This is a genomic window from Exiguobacterium sp. KRL4 (assembly GCF_001870785.1).
Taxonomy (GTDB): Bacteria; Bacillota; Bacilli; order Exiguobacteriales; family Exiguobacteriaceae; genus Exiguobacterium_A.
In genome coordinates this window covers 37306-57187 of sequence record NZ_MOLV01000012.1, presented here as the reverse complement: position 1 = coordinate 57187, position 19882 = coordinate 37306, and the positions used below count along the sequence as shown (strand labels likewise).

Genomic DNA, 19882 nt, shown 5'->3' with positions numbered 1-19882 from the left:
TTATTCTACTTCTATCCACTTACCCTCTTTTACGCTCTTTTGAGCACAATCGATAATTTTCATGACAAGTAGGGCTTGCTCCGTCGTGACGGTCAGTGGTACCTCGTTCCGGAGTGCTGCTGCGAGATCAAGATAATAGTTTTTAAAGCCGGATTCAAGGAAAGGACGTTCTTCGAGGGGTTGCTCCGGTCTGCCCCACCTGTATGTCGTTTCTTTCGTGTCGACGTGATCGACGAAATAACTGGCCTTTGTTCCATGGACAGCAAGTGAAGGACCGGGTGCAGGCACAAGTGATCCGATATGCAGAATGGCGCGCCGTGTTCCGAATGCCAGAATCAGGTGGGTATAATCTTCGACCGGACCATCAGGGCGTTGGATTGTCTGATCACAAAAAACACGATCCGGTTGTTCGCTAAACAACATCAGAGCTTGATCGATTAAATGTGAACCCAAATCGTAAAGGAGACCGGCACCGGGGACGTCTTGTTCCCGCCAGCGGGCTCGGACGGTCGGACGATAGCGGTCGTAATGCGCTTCGAATGTTTGAACGATGCCAAGTTCATCATCTTGAACAAGTTGTCGTAACGTCCGGAAGTCTTTTGTATAGCGGCGATTATGGTAAACTGTCAGTAAACGATTTTGCTGACGTGCGAGATCAGTCAGTTGTTCTGCTTCCGTCAAGGTGACGGTGAAGGGTTTTTCGACCAGGACATGACACCCTGCTAAAAGTGCCATTTTGGCGAGGGGAAAATGTTCCGCATTGGGTGTCGCGATCACGACCAGTTCAATCGTTTCTGATGCTAACAATTGTTCAAATGAAGGATAGACGGGAACATCCGGATAACGCGCAGCAACGGCTTCCGGACGACTTGACTGGACGGCAACGAGTTGATAATCAGGCGCAGTGATGTACGGAGCATGCAAATGTTCTCCGGCAAGTCCAAAACCAACTAAAGCGGTACGAATCATAAAGGACACTTCCTTTTCAGTTAATACATTCAATCTATCATACGAGGTGAGCAAGATGATTACAGAACAACAAGTCATTGAAAAAATGCGCCAGACGATGGCGAAAATCGAACAGACAAGCGGCACGGATCAAACGGGACACATTGCGGCCATGAAAGCCTACTGTGAATTGTTGTTGGAGCAACCTCAGACAGAACAAACGGCTACATCTGTCATGATGCCGGCATCCCAGCCGACAACGCCGGAAGTTGACCCGATGCTTGCCCGATTCATGGGAGTGACTCAGGAAAAAGAGGAAAAAGGACCGTCTTTACTCGATTTTTGAATAAATCAAATTGATTCCGGGAATAGAGTAGAAGGAAAAAAACAAGGGGGAACAGATTATGAAAACAGTCATCGTCATCGGAGCAGGTCCAGGAAACGGAGCAGAAATCAGTAAACGATTCGGAAAAGAAGGCTTTCAAGTCGTCTGTGCTGCGCGCACGCAAGAAACACTGGCTGCCGTCATCACGGAATTGAAGGAACAAGGCATCGAAGCCGTTGGTGTCGAATGTGATGCGTCACGTCGGACGGATCTGGAATCGCTTGTCGAATGGACAAAAGATCAGTATGGACAAATCGATGTCCTCGTTTACAACGCTTCGATTTTACATCAGGCATCGGTCCTTGAGGTTTCGGCAGAACAGATTACAAAAGAATTCGAGATCGATGTTCTCGGGGCGTTACATGCCGCACAAATCGTTGCACCGGATATGATTGCGCGTAAAGAAGGGGCAATCCTCATTACAGGCGGTGGTGCCGCTCTTCACGCCATCAAATCACTGCCTGGTCTCTCAATCGGGAAAGCAGGCGTGCGTCAATTGACGCATATGCTGCATGACACGTTAAAAGACGACAACGTCTACGTCGGTACGGTCACGATTGCGGGTGAAGTCAAACGCGGAACGGCGCTTGATCCGAAAAATGTGGCTGAAGCCTTCTATACGTTGTATACGAACAAAACAGACGTGGAAAAAGTGCTGGCTACCGAATGAGAACGTTGACGGTTTATTTTGACGGATGGTGTCCACTTTGTCAGAAGTCCAAGCGATTCCTGGAACAGCTGGATCGTTTTGATCAGTTGACGTTCATCGATGCGCGACAAGTCCGGACGTTTGAACAGCCGGCCTTACTTAAGCGGATGCATGTCGAAACCGAACAAGGTGTCCGGTATGCCGGGATTCATGGTATTCGTTTACTGACAAAGACGTTGCCGTTTCTACTACCGGCGTATCCGTTTGTCTCGTTATCGATTCGTCTCGGAATCGGTGAAGTGATCTATGACGGCGTCGCTAAAAATCGGGTCATTCCCGTCAGCTGTACGACGGATTGCCGGATCAATTAAGGAAATAAAGCGTCGACGCGTCTCATGTCGGCGTTTTTTTCATGACACGTAATCGGATAGGGGAGGAACCTTCAGATGAAAAGATGGATCAGTTATATGCTACTCATAATCGGCGTCATGTTCATAACCGGCTGTGCACTTGACTCAGAACCGGATGCAAAGACCGGGATTCAACAGCCGGATGGCAATAAAGTGACACAAGTGACCGTCGATCGTGTCATCGATGGAGATACGGTCAAAGTCCGGCTAAAAAACGGTCAGACAGAAGATGTCCGCCTGCTGTTGATCGATACACCAGAAACGGTCAATCCGGAAAAACCGGTTCAACCGTACGGACCAGAAGCCTCGCGTTTTACGAAAGACGCCCTGCCCGCCGGCAGTGATGTCCTGATTGAACGGGATCAATCGAAAACAGATCGATACGGACGGTTGCTCGCGTATGTCTGGGCAGACGGAAAGATGATCAATCAGGAATTGCTCAGGCAGGGTCTGGCGCGTGTCGCCTATATTTATGAACCGGATACGCGTTACGTCGAGACGTTTCAAGAGATTGAAGCAGAAGCAAAAGAGAAGAAGGTAGGCGTTTGGGAGACGACCGGTTATGCGACGGATCGTGGATTTGATGCTTCCGTCCTGACCGAGAAGCCGGTGAAGCAAACGGATGACTGTGAAAACATCAAAGGTAACATCAACCGCCAAGGGAAAAAAATCTATCACATCGAAGGGGGACGCTCGTATGACGAAGTGAATCCGGAAGAGATATTTTGCAGTGAACAAGAAGCGAAAGAAGCAGGGTTTATCCGGGCTGCAAATTAAACGTTCATCACAAAAGAGGTACCTGCCGAAAAATCGGAGGTACCTCTTTTACATGTACGCTACTGTTGTGATCAGGGCTGCGTCGGGGGTTGATAATGTTGAATCTTATCATCTTCATCAAAGGCGATCGTGACATCCGTAATGCCTTTAAGAATCCGAATCTGTAACTCAAGCCGATCCTTGATATCGTCCGCTTGTGCAATCGTCAGTTCAGGGTCGACTTCCAGTTCGATTTCGACATGGAAGTGATCCCCTTCTTTGATGACTTCGAGCTTTTCGATGTCACGGACGTCAGGATCCCGCATCAGGATTTCACCGATCTTCGCTGTCAATACTTCATCAATCTCACCAAGGGCACCAGCAGCGTTTTGAATGAAGACATTATAAACGACATAAAACATCATTAAACCAATCAGAATCGAAGCGATTCCTTCCGCTTGATAAAACGAAGTATAGTGCGAAATCAATACGGCAATGATGGCAATGATCCCGCCGAGTGTCGCGACCAAGTCTTCCATGAAGACAAGTCGTGTCGCTGGTTTTGCTTGAGATAAGTTCGTAAAACTTTGACCGACGAGTGTCAGACCACGTGATTTTAAACCGGTCTCATGAGCGATTTCAATCATCGCTTTATAAAAGACACCGACTTCAAGGACAACACCGATGCCGAGTGCGGTCAAGATGATCCAAAGACCACTTGTTTTGTCACCTGGCGCGTGTAAAATGTGTAAGATACCTTCACGGATTGTTTCGTAGGCGAGAATCGCGACAACAAGAATCGCTGCGAGCAGGACAAGGTTGACGAGGCGGCCAAAGCCGTTCGGAAAACGTTTTGTTGGTGCTTTTTTACTTAATGCTGAACCGATATAGACAAAATATTGATTGGCTGCGTCACCGATTGTATGCATCATTTCCGCAAACATCGCAATGTTTCCGGTCAAGACATACGCAACGAATTTTATGATGGCGATAATGGTATTGACGATCGCAGCAGCAAGAGCGGATTTATTTCCGCGCCTTAATAAAACAAAGAAATTCGACATGAGGGTTCCTCCCTTTAGAGAGCAGAAACGCGGGACTTACCCGCGTCCTGCTTGAAATGATGGATAAAGTGTCATCCCGCCATCTGCAAATAGCGTGATGCCAGTGACATAACTTGCTTCATCGGAGGCGAGCCACGCGGCGACCGCGGAAATTTCTTCCGGTTTTCCGATGTTCCCCATCGGAATCATGCTTTCAACATCAGCACGTTGTTTCGGATCTTCGAATTTCTCCGCATTGATCGGCGTATTGATCGCACCTGGTCCGATCGCATTGATGCGAATTCCTTTTGGAGCGTACTCCATCGCCAGTGTCTGCGTCATCAGTTTGACGCCGCCTTTACTGGCCGCATAATGAACAAACGTTGGCCATGGAATGATTTCGTGAACACTCGACATATTGATGATGTTGCCTTTGACGTCATGTTCCACAAAATATTTGAGGGCTTCACGGGCGCCGAGGAATGCACCGGTCAAGTTGACATCGATGACTTTCTGCCACTCTTCAAGAGACATCTCGTGAGAAGGTGATGGCATCTCGACACCGGCATTATTGACGAAGACGTCAAGTTGTCCAAAGTGATCAACGGTTTGTTTGACGAGGTTAATCATATCGTCTTCTTTTGAGACGTCCCCTTGAACGGTCAAAGCTTCACCGCCGGCTTGTTTGATGTCTTCTGCGATTTTAGACGCCTCTTCCGGGTGACTCCGGTAATTGATGACGACACGCATACCTTCTTCCGCATAACGGCGAACGATTGCTTCACCGATTCCCATTGATCCACCTGTTACGATCGCGACTTTTCCTTTTAGACTGTTATACATAAGATGATTTCCTCCTTATTGTTTCGTAAATCCAATCATGATCCCGCCAACGACGACTAAGATACAGCCGATGATGACGAACGTCATTTCTTTTTTTGTTTTTGTTTCTTTTAAGAGTAGGACGCCACCGATCGTCGAGATGACGACACCGGTTTGTGACAATGAAAAACTGGTTGCGACACCAACTTTGGCTGTGGCGAATAGCAGGGCAATATTTCCGACGGCCCACATCAGACCACCAATCGTATTGCCGGCCGTTTTTTTCGTGAACAAGTTTCCTTTGCGCAACGAGAGGAGTAGGGCACTGATGACCATCCCGATCGCTTGGGGTAAGACTGCTTCCCAGCCGTTGATGTTGAACCAGCGGGCGATGACGACATAGCCGACATAGCCGACGGTCGAAATCAAGAGTAACAACAGCCCTTTTCCGATATTTTCATCTTGTTTACTTTTGTCTTCTTTATAAGAAGTGAACGCTGCCCCGGCGACGATTAAGACAAGCGCACTGATTCCGAGTAGCAGAGCGGTCCGGTTCGACCACTCACCAAAGGCGAGGACACCAAATAAAGAGGTTCCGACGAGTTGCATCCCCGTCGAGATTGGCATCGTTTTTGAGACACCCATTTGTTTAAAGGCCGCAAACTGATTCATTTGACCAAGTGCCCAAAAGGCACCGGAGAAAAATCCGGCAATCCAAGCCGTCGTCGAAAGTTCAGGACTGACAAAAAAGAACGTAATGACAGCAAACATCAAAGCTCCAAGTGTCGTTCCGATAATTTGTTGTTCCGTCGAACCACCGATTTTAGAGACGACTAACGGAAGTGTCCCCCACATCAAGGCCGGTACGAGTGCAATTAAGATATCAATCACGTATTTCACCTCTTCTACTTTTCTTTCTATCTACTTGAAGATGTACCCCGGGAACAGGCTTAAAAAACATGGAAGAACTTAAAAAAAGTTATTTCAAAATAAAAAACGTTCTCCGTGGAGAACGTTTTTGAATACTCATTTAAAGGGTTCGTCCGCAATCCGGACAATTTGACGACCGATTCGTCGTCCGTTCCATAAAGCAATGATGGCAATTGTAAGCGATGCACCCATCAGATCATAATGGGCCAGGAAATAGCCGGTATAGCTGACGGGGAGACTGACGATTCCGACGAGGGAGCTGGTCCACTGGCGAATCTTCAGAGACTCCATGTTGGCGATCCGAGAGAATTTCTGTTGCTCGAATAGACGCCACCGGGTGGGTTCGCTGAGCGCATCGTTGACGAGACGCGGGAAGGCAAGAAGGCGTGCGCCATAAGAACCGGCGATCTGTAAGTAACGGTTTTGGTTTTTCCCTTCTTCATCAAGCCACCTTCGGACCATCGGCTTCGCTAGGTCAAGAAGGTTGATCTTCGGAGATAGGATTTGTAAGATCCCTAGAATCGTCGAAGCGGCTCGACCAAAAAAGGCAAACTCAGCCGGCAATTGAATCGGTTCGTTTCGAACCAATAATTCAATATCCGATAATACTTTTTCGATCAACTTCGTATCGACGTTTTCCATGTCGCTTTCCAGATAGAAGGTGACGGCTTTTTCAATCGCTTGACGGATATTTTGTTTGTTGGCGTTTGGTAACAAAAAACGTAAATCTTCGAGTCCGTCAACGATCGCATCGTAATCGAGTGTGACGAATGACTGTAAGATGCGTTGGATGGCCCGCATGTCATCAGCCGTCGTCGCCCCGATCATTCCGAAATCAAGGAGGACGATTCGACCATCGCTTTGGACGAGGACGTTACCTGGGTGGGGATCGGCGTGGAATTTTCCGCCGAACAACAACTGTTCACCGGCATTTAAAAACAGATTGCGGGCTAGTTCTTCCCGGTCGATGTTATGTTTCGCCAGATAATCGAGATCGGTAATCCGGGTGCCTTCGATCCATTCCATGACAAGGACACGATTCGTACAATGTTCTTCGAAATAGTCTGGGATATAGATGACGGGATTCGTTTCATACATTTTTTTAAAATACAGTCCGTTTTTCAATTCCGTCCGGTAGTTGAGCTCATCTCCGATGACGAAAACCATCTGACGATAGAGGCTCTGTAAATCAGTTGATTTATTGAGTGACGTCCGGCGCAACATGGCGATGACAATGCGCATGGCCCGGAAATCCGTTTTGATGATTTGTTCGATGTTCGGCCGTTGGACTTTGATTGCGATTTTTCGACCAGTTGATTTTAAGGTCGCACTGTAGACCTCACCAATCGAAGCAGAAGCGACCGGACGCGGGGAAATATTGTCGACGATATCTTCAATTGAGGTGCCCCAGTCTTCTTCGATGATTTTACGGGATTCGCCGAGTTTACTCGATGGAACTTTATCAACGAGTTCCGTCAGCTCCATCAAAACGGATGGAGGAAACAGATCGGCCCGAATCGAGAGAAACTGTCCGAGTTTAATGAGCAGTCCCTCGAGGCGAAGCGCTTTTTTCTTATAGTCACGCGCAATCGTAATCATGATGCGCTCAAATTCTTCATTATTCGTACCGGGTCGGTTCTTCCGGGTGAATCGATAAATCGTCCAAATGTAACGAGCGAACATCGTTACGATGATGAAAATCCGATAAAGCGCCCAACGTTTCATACCTTCACCTACGCTTCCTCTACAGTTTGTTTCAGTATAGGATACTTTACCTAAAAACGACACTTACAAACGGTCGAATCGGTGACAGAAAAAATAAGCTTGCCGGAATTGAAAAAGAGCGTATAGTAAGTATTGGAATTTCTATTGAGAAAGGTGAAATGTGCGTATGTCCTGGGACTTATTAAATATCATTGGAACGGTAGCATTTGCGATGAGTGGCGCAATTGTCGCGATGGAAGAAAAATATGATTTGTTTGGTGTTTGGTTACTCGCGTTGATCACGGCATTCGGCGGCGGTGCCATCCGTAACCTGTTGATTGGGGTCCCGGTCTCCGCGCTTTGGTCGCAAGGCGGTTTGTTTTTAATCGCAATTTTAGTCGCTTTGCTGATCTTCGTTTTACCGCAATTGTTTTTACCGCACTGGACACGGTGGGGAGTGCTCGCTGATGCACTCGGTTTATCAGCGTTTGCGATTCAAGGTGCGTTGATGGCTTCCGCCAAAGGATTGCCGTTATCGGCAACGATTTCCGCAGCTGTCTTGACGGGAGTCGGCGGCGGGGTGATCCGCGATCTGCTCGCCGGTCGCAAACCACTGGTCCTGCATAAAGAAATCTATGCGATGTGGGCTGTCATGGCGGCACTCGTCATCGATCGGTTTGAACTGACCAATCCTCTCCATTTGTTCACATTACTGGGGCTGATCACGATTTTACGTATGCTATCCTATTATTATGAATGGAATTTACCAGCACGACGTTTAGGGGGAGAAAAAGAATGAAAATCTTAATCATGATTGGGGCACTGTCGATGATGATGGCAGTGGCACTCGGGGCGTTTGGTGCCCATGCGTTGAAAGATATGTTGTCCGAGCGGATGCTCGCGAACTGGCAAACCGGTGTCCTCTATCAGATGGTTCACTCGCTTGGCATTTTGGCACTGGGCGGCATGTTATTAAAAGTGTCGATTTCACAATTTTCACTGGCCGGCTGGTTGATGCTCGCCGGAATCGTCTTCTTCTCCGGTAGCCTGTATGTGATGGCGTTGACAGGAGTGACGAAACTGGGAGCGATTACACCAATTGGTGGTGTCCTGTTCATCACGGCTTGGATTTTTGTCGCTATCGGGGCGTATAAAGGATTTTGACACTCCCACGATTAAAACCGTGGGATTCTGAAGTGCTTGTGCGAGCGCAGTCCATTTCTGTTTGGCTCAAGCCTTCAGATGAGGGTGTGCCATCACCCCTCCTGAGACAGACCGTATAGGTTCTCAGGCTGATGGACTGTTACCATCCACCACAGGTCGTTGCAGGTGTGTCCACCTGGTGTTTTAGCGTCTTTTGCGTGACGACAGGCATCGTTTTACCGGTCACATGTTTTCGTGACCGAACCGTATACGATTTTCAAGGGGCGATGGACACAGGCGTTTTAGAGACTTGTACTTGTCTATGGGATAGATATACCCGAACGTCGGGATAGATATACCCGAACGTCGGATGTGAAAACATCCGAACTCACTTTCATCCCATGCCTAAAGGCGGGCTATGCCCGATATGGGCTTTCCCGTTCGTAAAATCTGTAAGGATCTACTCGCTTCACGTGACTCGAACAGAGAAACGGATGAAGCGGATAGATCCTTTTCTGATGAACGCAAAAAAACCGGCAAACAGAACGTCGTCTGTTCACCGGTACGATATAGAGCGATGGAAGCAGATGCCTCAGCGCTTGGCAGGTTGTGTTTTATTTAGCTTCGATAATGCTTGCTCATAGCGATCCAGTACACGTTCCGCGACTGGCTTTAGCTCTTTTGAAAGCACAGCGAATTGCAATTCACGCGATCGTGTCGATCGGTTCATAGCATTCCCCATGGTAATTCCTCCTTCAGGTACAAATCTGACAGTTTTTGTGGCCGCAAAGAGTATATTCCCGTAGGGTTTTCCTATGAAACGTGATTCAGCAGATTAAAGTGCGAAATGTGCTTCGAGCTCGTCCGACTCGAGACGGTTACCAATGAAGAACTCACCGAATTCACCATATTTTGCACTGACTTCGTCAAACCGCATTTCATAGACGATTTTCTTGAACTGGAGAATATCATTGGCGAAGAGGGTGACGCCCCATTCCCAATCGTCAAATCCAGTCGATCCGCCGATGATTTGTTGAATCTTGCCGGCATAACTCCGACCGATCATCCCGTGACGGTACATCAGCTCTTTGCGTTTCTCCATCGAGAGTGTGTACCAGTTGTCACCGTCGCGGCGTGACTTGCTCATTGGATAGAAACAGATGTGCTTCGATTTTGGCAGGATTGGATAGAGACGGTCGCGGACATACGGATTTTCGTACGGGTTACCTTCTCCTGACCCACGGTATGTTCCAAGTTCGACAACAGAGACGTATGAATACGTTGGAATCAAGTAGTCGTAGAGATCAAGTTTCTGCATTTTGACTTCGACGGCTTGAATGTCTTCCATCGTCGGACGAAGGACCATCAAGACGAGGTCGGCTTTTTGACCGATGATCGTATAGAGGGCATGGCTTCCTTCTTTTTGTTCTTCGACCTGTGCGAGTTCACTCAAGAAAGCTTGGAATTCATGAATCATCTTTGTCCGGACCGTAGCTTCGACTTGCTTGAGACGGCTCCAGTCAATCCGGCGGAAATCATGGAATGTATACCAGCCGTCGAGTGTTTCGGCGGCTTGTTGCGTAACGGTTGGTTCTGATGATTGATGTTGCATAAGAAAACCTCCTGAATCTGGAATGGTAAACGGGTTGATCCATGTTCAATCTTACCATATCTTTTCAAATTGCCCGTAAGAAAACGGTTCATTTCAAAAGCGGACCGGACATATATCCCGAAGGAACAGGGTATGCTCTTAAAGGGTGTGAGATTTTCAGAGTGTCCGGAACTGTACTATATGAAAAAAATACTGTAATAGTATTCGAAAAGTCAGTCGTAGGAATGAAAAACACACTTTTTTGCAAATTGTTTTAACAACGAAACAGAACTGTGTATAATGAACAATGGAATGCAACAACAACAGAAACTGACACTTATTCGCCATAAAAGGAGCTAATATCATGCAATTATTCGAAATGCTTGAGACAAAAGTAAAAGCCCACCAACCAACCATCGTGTTCCCTGAAGGAATTGACGCACGTGTTCTTGGTGCAGCTGTCCGTTTGAAAAAAGATGGTCTTGTGACACCAATCGTCATCGGACCGCGCGTTAAAATCGAAGAGACAGCGGCTGCGAACCAAATCGATGTGACGGATCTCGAAACAATCGACCCGGCTTCATATGACGGAATCGAAGAACTGGTTGCGTCATTCGTCGAACGCCGTAAAGGAAAAGCGACAGCCGAGCAGGCGCGTGAAGTCATCCTCAAAGATGTCAACACGTTCGGCACGATGCTCGTTCACACCGGAAAAGCAGAAGGTCTTGTCTCGGGTGCGATGCACGCGACGGGTGACACGGTGCGCCCGGCACTTCAAATCATTAAGATGCAGGAAGGTTACAAAAAGACATCAGGTGTCTTCATCATGGTCCGTGACGATGAGCAGTACGTGTTCGCCGATTGCGCGATCAACATCGCGCCTGACGCTAACGATTTAGCAGAAAACGCCATCGCTTCTGCCAAAACGGCGAAAACATTCGGCATCGAGCCGAAAGTTGCCTTGCTCAGCTTCTCGACAAAAGGTTCGGCGAAATCACCGGAAACAGAACGCGTCGTTGAAGCGACACGTCTCGCGAAAGAACGGGCACCAGAACTCGCAATCGACGGCGAATTACAATTCGACGCAGCATTCGTTCCGAGTGTCGCGAAATCAAAAGCACCGGAATCAGATGTTGCCGGTCAAGCGAATGTCTTCATCTTCCCAAGCCTTGAGTCTGGAAACATCGGCTACAAAATCGCCCAGCGTCTCGGTGGTTTTGAAGCGATCGGACCAATCCTTCAAGGACTGAACAAACCGGTCAACGATCTTTCGCGTGGTTGTAACGAAGAAGATGTCTACAAATTAGCAATCATCACGGCGGCACAAGCAGTCGAAGAACGCCAAGCGTAAGCCATTTTCGAAAAAGGCTTTACTTTTTCAGTGAACTCCGTAAAATGGAACACATCACGCATCAACGAATAAACGTATAGCAACGCTCGTATAATAGTGGGAATTGGCCCACGAGTCTCTACCGGATCGCCGTAACGATCCGACTACGGGTGGTGAGTTACTGCTCTCTTTTTTAGCGTACAGTGGCTGCCCCCGGGTAGCGGCTGTGCGTTTTTTTTCGTCAAAAAAGGAGAAATCAGTTATGAAACGTTTGGAAGAAATGATTACACAAGAAGGACTGGTCTTATCGGATCAAGTCTTAAAAGTCGATTCCTTTTTAAACCATCAGGTCGATCCGACCTTGATGTGGGAAATCGCGTATGAATTCATGGACCGGTTTAAAGATGCCGGGATTACCCGGATCTTGACGATTGAAGCGGGAGGGATTGCACCTGCCATGATGACAGCCTTACGTCTTGGCGTCCCGATGGTCTATGCCCGGAAAACAAAGTCGTTAACGCTAAACGAAGGCACGATTTCAGCGGAAGTCTACTCGTTTACAAAACAACAGACCAGTACGATCACCGTCGCTGAAAAATATCTGCAAGCGGGCGAACGCGTCTTGATCATCGATGATTTCCTGGCGAACGGTGAAGCGGCATTTGGTCTCGCGAAACTCGTCGAACAGGCAGGAGCTGAAGTCGCAGGCTTCGGCATCGTCATTGAAAAATCATTCCAACCAGGACGTCAAAAGTTACTTGATGCCGGTTTCCGTGTTGAATCCCTTGCCCGCATCGAAAAGCTCGAAGCCGGACAAGCGACATTCGTTGACCCGGTGAACGTATGAAGACGTTATCGAACGTAAAAGCCGCGAGCCTTGGTCTGCAACATGTCCTCGCGATGTATACGGGGGCTGCGATTGTTCCGTTGATTGTCGGCAGTGCGATTGGTTTATCCGGTGAAGAACTGGCCTATCTCGTCGCGATTGATCTATTCATGTGTGGCGTGGCGACGTTACTGCAAGTCTTCGTGACAAAATATACCGGCGTCGGCTTACCGGTCGTCCTCGGATGTACATTTACGGCAGTCGGTCCGATGATTGCAATCGGGAGCCTGCAAGGAATCACAGCGATTTATGGTGCCTTGATCGCGAGCGGACTGATCATCGTAGTGATTTCCGGATTATTCAGCCGGATTGCGGTACTGTTTCCACCGGTTGTCCTCGGATCCGTCGTGACGATTATCGGGATTTCGCTGATTCCAGCGGCCATCAATGATATCGGTGGCGGGCAAGGGGCAAAAGACTTTGGGGACTTACGGTATTTAGGACTCGCCGGGTTGACGATTGTCTTGATTTTAGTCTTTAACCGATACGGGACTGTTTTTTCAAAAGCGGCAGCTGTATTGATTGCCGTCTTGATCGGAACACTGGTCGCATTCGGTATGGGAATGATTGATTTTAGTCCCGTTGCACAAGCGTCATGGTTCCAGATGGTGACACCGTTTTACTTTGGTGTACCAACGTTCAACGCAACGGCGATTCTGACGATGACACTCGTCGGTCTCGTGTCGATGGTCGAGTCGACGGGTGTCTTCTTGACGCTTGGTGAGATGACCGATAAGAAGTTGACCGATCAAGACTTGGCGCGTGGTTACCGGGCGGAAGGGGCAGCGACGATCATTGGCGGAATCTTTAACAGTTTCCCGTATACGACGTACAGCCAAAATGTCGGTCTCGTTCAACTGACCGGTGTGAAGACACGGAAAGTTATCGTCTTTGCCGGATTCTTTTTGATTTTGCTTGGTTTCTTACCAAAAGTCGCGACGTTCACGACCTTGATTCCAAAACCTGTCCTCGGTGGAGCGATGCTCGTTATGTTCGGAACGGTCGCAGCGAGCGGGATTCGGATTTTATCCCGTGTCAATTTTGCCAAAAATGATAACGTGATTACCGTTGCTTTAGCGCTTGGTGTCGGGCTTGGCATCAGTATGAATCCAGCGATTGTCGCGTCACTGCCGGAACAAGTCCGCGTCTTGACGGACAGCCCGATTGTCGCAGGATCACTGACGGCACTGGCGTTAAATGCTTTGTTCCGTCTTACCGAACAGAAGTCATCGTCTGAAAAATCACGTCTCGCTAAAGTTGAATAAGGTTTGTAACTTCTGTGAAAGGAGCTGTCATGTATACTATTTGGTATAGGTGGTTGCTCCTTTCATATTTCGTTACATAAATCAGAATATTTCGAGTATGTGTTCTTGAACAAAAATATCACGTGAAAACGTTTACAAAACGGACACAATTTCATTATACTGACAACGTAGCGGTTAGGGGAACTGCTAGGAAACAAACAGAGACGGGAAGGACGTCATACAGATGAAACAACAGACAGAACTGAATCGGGGATTAGAAGAACGTCACATTACATTGATGTCGCTGGGGGCGGCAATCGGTGTCGGGTTGTTCTTGGGGTCGGCCAAGGCGATTCAACTCGCTGGACCGGGAATACTGATCGGGTACTTAATCGGTGGTCTTATTATCTTTATCATCATGCGTGCTCTTGGGGAACTCGCAGTCCGTGAACCGGTATCAGGCAGTTTTGCCGAGTATGCTCGGAAATATGTCAGCCCGCTAGCCGGTTTCCTGACAGGATGGAATTATTGGTTACTCTGGATTTTCACATGTATGGCCGAAATTACGGCCGTCGGGATCTACATGCAAGAATGGTTCCCGAACTCACCAACGTGGATGTGGGCACTCGGTGCACTCATTCTGATGACGAGCATTAACTTCATTGCCGTTAAGTTTTATGGTGAATTTGAATTTTGGTTTGCTTTGATTAAAATCGTCGCCATCGTTGCGATGATCATCCTCGGAACACTGACGATCGTCATTGGTTTCGGGAACGGTGGTACACCGGTCGGGATTTCAAATCTTTGGTCGCACGGCGGTTTCTTACCGAACGGATTTGGTGGGGTCTTACTTGCGATGCAAATGGTCATGTTTGCCTTCTTAGGGATTGAAGTGATTGGGGTCACAGCAGGGGAAGCAAAAAATCCGAAGAAAACGATTCGCAAGGCCGTCAACAACGTTTTTTGGCGAATCCTGGTTTTCTATATCGGCGCATTGTTCGTCATTCTGTCGATTTATCCATGGGATCAAGTCGGACAGAATAACAGTAGTCCGTTTGTATTATTGTTTGAATCATTAGGTATTCCGGCAGCGGCTGGGATCATCAACTTCGTCGTCTTGACGGCAGCCTTGTCGTCATGTAACTCAGGGATCTTCTCGACGGCACGAATGATGATGAATTTGTCGCAAAATCAGGAAGCGCCGAAACGATTTGCGAAGATTTCAAAAAATGGTGTACCGGCACTGGCAACGATTCTTTCCGGAGTTGCCTTGTTGGTTGGCGTCGCCTTGAACTACTTCTTACCGGATGATGTCTTTGCGATCGTCACGAGTATTGCGACGTTCGGTGCGGTCTGGACATGGGCGATGATCTTGATTGCCCAGATGCGGGCACGGAAAGTCCATGGAACAGCTGAATTCGCGGTTCCGTTTTTCCCGATTGCGAACTATATCGCGTTAGTCGCTCTCGCGGGTGTCATCGTCTTGATGGCGTTTGATGCGGGGACGCGGATCGCACTTGTCGTTGGACCACTTTGGTACGTGATTTTGATTGCTGTCTATTATGCACGGGGTATGCATAAACAAAAGCGTCAACCACTGGATCAAGCGTCTGGCGAATGAATGAAGGAGATCAGCTTTGGCTGGTCTCTTTTGTTCTGTTTTGCTAACGGTTTTGCTACACTGGACACAGATACGTCAGAGGAGGATTAATTATGAAGACGATTCATGTTGATGAATTACAAGAAAAGCTCGAAGCAGGCGAAGCGTTACACGTCGTGGATGTCCGGGAACAAGACGAATACGACGCCGGTCATATTCCAAACGTCCGTTTCCTGCCGATGTCTGAGATTGGTGAACGCTATACCGAACTGCAAGAAGGCGAAACGTATTATCTGATTTGTAAAGCAGGGGCCCGAAGTGAGAACGTCGGACGGTTCCTCGAACAGTACGGTTACGACATCATTAATGTCGAAGGCGGCATGATGAACTGGAAGGGCAATCAAGAAGCTTAACTGAAATGAGTGAAAAGAAGAAGGTTCCTTGTAAAAAGGAATTTTCTTCTTTTTTTATTTGCTGTGAAAAAATACACATTCTAGCCGATAAAAAGAATAGAACAACGAGTCATCGTACTCGAGAATGGGAGTTGGACATGAAAGAAAAGAAAAAGCGTACATTGAGCATCAAACAAAAACTGATTTTGACCTCTATGCTCTTATTATTGATTCCGTCACTATTAATCGGCTTTGTCTCTTACAGTCAAGCCAAACAAAAAATCACGGACCAGATTCTTCAATCCGCACATGCCGGCGTCGACCGGATGAATGACGAAATCATGAATATCGTCGATCCGATGCGACGGGATGTCGCGTTTTTTGCGGACCGGATTGACGGGACTTTGTATCAATCAGGCAAACAGAACCTCGACTTAAAAGAAAAAATGACCGAATACTTAGATACACATCCCCAGGCCGCCAATATTTATTATGCGACGACGACTGGAGAGATGACGATTTATCCAGAGCAGTCGATGCCGGAGGATTATGACCCACGGGATCGTCCTTGGTATCAAGCAGCAGAAGACGCGAAAGGAAAAGTCGTCATCACGGATCCGTATGTCGATGCGGCGTCCGGAAAGATGATGGTCACCCTCTCACAAACAGGTGGCAATGGACGAGGCGTCATCGCGGTTGACGTCGATGTCGACCGGATCGCAGAAATCGCCAAAAAAATCAAAATAGGTAAAGAAGGTTACGTGACGATTTTGGACTCTGGTAAAAAATTCGTCAGTCACCCGACGCTAAAACCCGGTGAAAAAGCCTCAGGGGACTGGGTGGATTCAATTTACGCCGGCAAAGAGGGGCAATTTTCCTACCTGTTTGAAAATGAAGAAAAACAAATGGACTTCATGACGAACAATCTGACGGGCTGGAAGGTCGCCGGCACGCTGTACGACCATGAAATCACGGATGAATCATCGAGCATCCTTTGGACAACACTTGGCGTCATCGCCGTGACTTTCGTCTTTGCAGCTATTCTTTTATTTTTCATCTTACGTTCGATCCTCAGTCCGCTGAGTCGATTGACGAAAAGTGCGGAGCGGATTCAAGAAGGGGACTTGACGGAGCAGGTCGTCGTCGAATCCAACGATGAAATCGGGCAAGTGGCGGAAAGCTTTAACGTCATGATCGTATCGCTCCGTTCGATCATTACGAATCTTGACCAATCGATCGGACAGGTCGCAGCTTCGTCAGAGGAATTGATGGCGAATGCGGCGCAAACGACGGCAGCATCCGAACAAATCGCTGGTTCGATCCAAGAGATGGCGGCAGGTGCCGGTCAATCGAAGCGTCAGCTCGACGGAAATGCGGTTTCTTTGCAGGCCATTACATCGGGTGTCATGCGGATTGCGGAAAGTTCGACGAATGTCTCCGAATTATCGCGTGCGACAGCAGCGGAAGCGGAAGATGGAACGGCAGCAGTCGTTAAAAACGTCGAGCAGATGAAGGCAATTGATACATCGGTCGAAAACTTTGGGGAAGTCATCCAGTCGCTTGCCCACCGTTCCAATGAAATCGGAAAGATTGTCGACGTCATCAACGGCATCGCGACGCAAACCAATCTGCTTGCTTTGAATGCAGCAATCGAGGCGGCACGTGCCGGTGAGAACGGAAAAGGATTTGCGGTCGTCGCAAGTGAAGTCCGCAAACTCGCTGAACAATCACAGGAATCGACGAAACAGATTTCGCATTTGATCCAAAACATCAAACAAGAAACAGAACAATCTGTCTTCTTGATGAAAGAAGTATCACATCATACAAAAGCAGGACTCGAAACGACAGAAGATTCTGCCGTCCGCTTCAAACAAATCATGTTACGGACACAAGAGATGACACCACGAATCGAAGACGTCACGGCGACAGTCGAAGAAATTGCCGCCAACGTTCAGGAAGTGTCGGCATCGGCAACTGAAATCGCCCATATCGCCGATGAGAATTCTGCGGCATCGGAACGTGTCGCCGCAACGACTGAAGAACAGCTTGGTTCGATGGAAGATATTTCACAATCGGCTAAAACGTTGTCGGACATGGCGGAAGAATTACAAGTCCTCGTTTCACGATTTAAAGTCTAATCCTTCAAACGATCGTCACTTCGAGTGGCGATCGTTTTTGGTTTGAAAAAGACGTTGTCGTAGACCAAATTTCTGCTAAATGTTGCTTGAATAGAACAAGAAACGGGAAAATACTTGTATAGCCTGGCAACTTGTAATCGGGAGGTGTCAACGATGGCACGGCTGACAAAATTAATGGAATGGCAGCAAGCTGGTCTGATTGATGCAGAGACGACCCAACGGATTAAAGACTACGAAACACATCGTCAAAAAAAGCAACGCGTCCCGCTTTTACTGATAATCGGACTGACGTTCGTCGGTCTGGCGCTACTCAGTTTTTTGGCGGCGAACTGGCAGGTGATTCCCGCTCTTATTAAAATCGGATTGGTCTTAGTCATTATGGTCAGCTGTTATGTGCTTGCCGATTTGTCAGAGCGTCGAACGATTTGGAATCCCGTCGCCTTTCGCATTCTTGGACTGGTCGCCTTCGCAGGAGCCCTCATCGTAACGGTTCAGAGTTTTCATATGTCGATGCAAGGGACCTTCATCGGTTGGGCAGTCTTTGTCGCCGCGCTCGCTCATTTTTTTACGTGGCGTCATACGGCCTATGCCGTCTTCGCCTTTATTGCAGGTTTGAACATCTTCACGGGGATCGGGGGATTTGGGAGTGAACAAGCGACGTTTCTCGACTGGACGTCAATCGTCTTCCTTGTGCTCGTCTCACTCGCTTGGTTTTACTTTAGCCAGTCGTTACCTTCACTTGTCTTCAGTTGGTTATTTCTTTATTTTTCAGGGCTGGAATTGTTTGCACTCGTCTCGTATGATGGTGTGCTCTGGCCGATCTGGACCTTGTTCATCCTTGTCCCGCTGTTACTTGTCGTCAAACAAGAAGTCCATCGTCAGTTTTTATATCACCTGTATTTAGTTGTTGCAGCCATCAACTCGCTAGTGTATCTGACGGTCCGTGCCGAAACGACGAACTCATCGATTCCTTGGGGCGAAGCCATCGCCCTTGCCATCTTTGCTGTTGCGATCGGGTATTTGATGTATCAAAAATTCCGTCCGCTGCTCTGGCTGTTACCACTGGGTCTGTTCGGTTTGTTGTGGTTTGACGAACAAGCGATTTTGATTGCAGCCCTCGTCGAAATCATTGCGTTTGTCTATTTGATCGAACAGGAACGCAAAGGTCATCGTTTGACGATTGCCTTTGTCTACTTCATTGCTGTCCAACTGACGATCTACGTCATCTATGCCTGGGATCGTCTCGACATGTCGCTCTTCTTCTTGGTCGGTGCGCTGTTGGTCTTCTTCGTTGCCGGTGTCCTGTGGTGGATTCGAAAACGTCGTGAGGGAGGAGTTCCGTCATGAAACGGTATCTGTTTCCGGTGTTACAAATTATCGTCGTCCTGGGTGTGATCCTCAGCTTTTATTCGATTTCCTGGTTTGGTGACAGCTATCGTTTTCGGGCGGAACCCTTTGATCCGTTTAATCCCGTCTACGGTGAATATGTCATGTTACAGTATCCTGACTTGAAGCCCGAGGACTCGATCCAAAAAGGATTGGTCTATGTCACGTTTACGACCGATGCGGATGGTTATGCAAAGATTGATCAGATTTCAAATGAACGGTTTTTTGGTTCTGTTGCAGGCGATTATTATGATCAATACGTGACGATTCCACAATTGACGCAGTATTACGTGGAACAAGGCACGGGCAAAGGCTATGAGGATGCTAAAAAACTAGAGGTCAAAGCAGATGTCTCACCTTGGGGAACCGTTCGGGCAACTGATTTAACGGTACGAAAATGACTTGAGTTGAATTGAATCAAAAAAACCGCTCAGACGAATCACTTCGAAGAAGTGACGGTCTGTGCGGTTTTGATATCAGGCTGATTTTTTAAGTGTAAAAGCTGACTTTTGAGTCAGCCCCGTG

Annotated in this window: 21 protein-coding genes and 1 riboswitch; of the genes, 14 read left to right on the top strand and 7 right to left on the bottom strand. The window is 47.9% G+C overall.

The features are described from left to right. Complete coding sequence (locus BLD48_RS09410; RefSeq protein ID WP_071499990.1) at positions 1-969, bottom strand: Gfo/Idh/MocA family oxidoreductase; 969 nt, start codon at positions 967-969, stop codon at positions 1-3. Between the two features lie 55 nt (positions 970-1024). Between BLD48_RS09410 and BLD48_RS09405 the strand changes: the two genes are divergently transcribed. The 4 genes from BLD48_RS09405 (at position 1025) to BLD48_RS09390 (ending at position 3169) form a co-directional block, all read left to right on the top strand. Then, positions 1025-1294, top strand: coding sequence for a DUF5327 family protein (locus BLD48_RS09405; RefSeq protein ID WP_071499989.1), 270 nt, complete (start codon positions 1025-1027; stop codon positions 1292-1294). Positions 1295-1352: 58 nt separating this feature from the next. Continuing rightward, positions 1353-2003, top strand: a complete 651-nt coding sequence (locus tag BLD48_RS09400) for an SDR family NAD(P)-dependent oxidoreductase (RefSeq protein ID WP_071499988.1) — start codon at positions 1353-1355, stop codon at positions 2001-2003. After that, entirely contained in the window at positions 2000-2353 is a 354-nt protein-coding gene (locus BLD48_RS09395; protein ID WP_071499987.1) for a thiol-disulfide oxidoreductase DCC family protein, read from the top strand. The genes BLD48_RS09400 and BLD48_RS09395 overlap by 4 nt, the downstream gene beginning before the upstream one ends. A gap of 75 nt (positions 2354-2428) precedes the next feature. Continuing rightward, on the top strand, positions 2429-3169 hold the full coding sequence (locus tag BLD48_RS09390) for a thermonuclease family protein (RefSeq protein WP_071499986.1): 741 nt from the start codon (positions 2429-2431) through the stop codon (positions 3167-3169). Positions 3170-3240: 71 nt separating this feature from the next. Here the strand turns inward: BLD48_RS09390 and BLD48_RS09385 are convergent, their stop codons facing one another. The 4 genes from BLD48_RS09385 to BLD48_RS09370 form a co-directional block, all read right to left on the bottom strand. Next, positions 3241-4212 (bottom strand): cation diffusion facilitator family transporter, encoded by a 972-nt coding sequence (locus tag BLD48_RS09385; RefSeq protein ID WP_071499985.1) that lies wholly within the window; start codon positions 4210-4212, stop codon positions 3241-3243. Positions 4213-4248: 36 nt separating this feature from the next. Continuing rightward, entirely contained in the window at positions 4249-5034 is a 786-nt protein-coding gene (locus BLD48_RS09380) for a glucose 1-dehydrogenase (RefSeq protein WP_071499984.1), read from the bottom strand. A gap of 15 nt (positions 5035-5049) precedes the next feature. Continuing rightward, the gene (locus tag BLD48_RS09375; protein ID WP_201723146.1) at positions 5050-5901 is read right to left on the bottom strand and encodes a GRP family sugar transporter; all 852 of its coding nucleotides are present in this window, start codon (positions 5899-5901) and stop codon (positions 5050-5052) included. 138 nt (positions 5902-6039) lie between these two features. After that, the gene (locus BLD48_RS09370; protein WP_071499982.1) at positions 6040-7668 is read right to left on the bottom strand and encodes an ABC1 kinase family protein; all 1629 of its coding nucleotides are present in this window, start codon (positions 7666-7668) and stop codon (positions 6040-6042) included. Positions 7669-7834: 166 nt separating this feature from the next. Between BLD48_RS09370 and BLD48_RS09365 the strand changes: the two genes are divergently transcribed. Next, positions 7835-8446 (top strand): trimeric intracellular cation channel family protein, encoded by a 612-nt coding sequence (locus BLD48_RS09365; protein WP_014969240.1) that lies wholly within the window; start codon positions 7835-7837, stop codon positions 8444-8446. Further along, entirely contained in the window at positions 8443-8811 is a 369-nt protein-coding gene (locus BLD48_RS09360) for a DUF423 domain-containing protein (protein ID WP_014969241.1), read from the top strand. The genes BLD48_RS09365 and BLD48_RS09360 overlap by 4 nt, the downstream gene beginning before the upstream one ends. 571 nt (positions 8812-9382) lie before the next feature. Here the strand turns inward: BLD48_RS09360 and BLD48_RS16385 are convergent. Both BLD48_RS16385 and hemQ read right to left on the bottom strand, forming a co-directional pair. Further along, positions 9383-9532, bottom strand: coding sequence for a hypothetical protein (locus tag BLD48_RS16385; protein ID WP_012369127.1), 150 nt, complete (start codon positions 9530-9532; stop codon positions 9383-9385). A 93-nt stretch (positions 9533-9625) separates the two neighbouring features. Next, on the bottom strand, positions 9626-10402 hold the full coding sequence (hemQ, locus tag BLD48_RS09355) for a hydrogen peroxide-dependent heme synthase (RefSeq protein WP_071499981.1): 777 nt from the start codon (positions 10400-10402) through the stop codon (positions 9626-9628). Between the two features lie 343 nt (positions 10403-10745). On the opposite strand from hemQ, the gene pta reads away from it, so the two are divergent. The 8 genes from pta to BLD48_RS09315 all read left to right on the top strand — a co-directional run bounded on the left by pta (position 10746) and on the right by BLD48_RS09315 (position 19758). Then, on the top strand, positions 10746-11732 hold the full coding sequence (gene pta / locus BLD48_RS09350; protein ID WP_071499980.1) for a phosphate acetyltransferase: 987 nt from the start codon (positions 10746-10748) through the stop codon (positions 11730-11732). Positions 11733-11798: 66 nt separating this feature from the next. After that, positions 11799-11898, top strand: a riboswitch (purine riboswitch). A 75-nt stretch (positions 11899-11973) separates the two neighbouring features. Next, a complete protein-coding gene (locus BLD48_RS09345) occupies positions 11974-12558 on the top strand; it encodes a xanthine phosphoribosyltransferase (RefSeq protein ID WP_071499979.1) in 585 nt (194 codons plus the stop codon). Beyond that, entirely contained in the window at positions 12555-13862 is a 1308-nt protein-coding gene (locus tag BLD48_RS09340) for a nucleobase:cation symporter-2 family protein (protein ID WP_071499978.1), read from the top strand. The genes BLD48_RS09345 and BLD48_RS09340 overlap by 4 nt, the downstream gene beginning before the upstream one ends. A gap of 223 nt (positions 13863-14085) precedes the next feature. After that, a complete protein-coding gene (locus tag BLD48_RS09335; RefSeq protein ID WP_071499977.1) occupies positions 14086-15462 on the top strand; it encodes an amino acid permease in 1377 nt (458 codons plus the stop codon). A 92-nt stretch (positions 15463-15554) separates the two neighbouring features. Then, positions 15555-15854: a rhodanese-like domain-containing protein gene (locus BLD48_RS09330; protein ID WP_071499976.1), complete on the top strand. Its 300-nt coding sequence runs from the start codon at positions 15555-15557 to the stop codon at positions 15852-15854. A gap of 137 nt (positions 15855-15991) precedes the next feature. Then, positions 15992-17971, top strand: a complete 1980-nt coding sequence (locus BLD48_RS09325) for a methyl-accepting chemotaxis protein (protein ID WP_071499975.1) — start codon at positions 15992-15994, stop codon at positions 17969-17971. Positions 17972-18124: 153 nt separating this feature from the next. After that, positions 18125-19318, top strand: coding sequence for a DUF2157 domain-containing protein (locus BLD48_RS09320; protein ID WP_071499974.1), 1194 nt, complete (start codon positions 18125-18127; stop codon positions 19316-19318). Next, on the top strand, positions 19315-19758 hold the full coding sequence (locus BLD48_RS09315; RefSeq protein WP_071499973.1) for a GDYXXLXY domain-containing protein: 444 nt from the start codon (positions 19315-19317) through the stop codon (positions 19756-19758). The genes BLD48_RS09320 and BLD48_RS09315 overlap by 4 nt, the downstream gene beginning before the upstream one ends. The last annotated feature ends 124 nt before the right edge of the window (positions 19759-19882 follow it).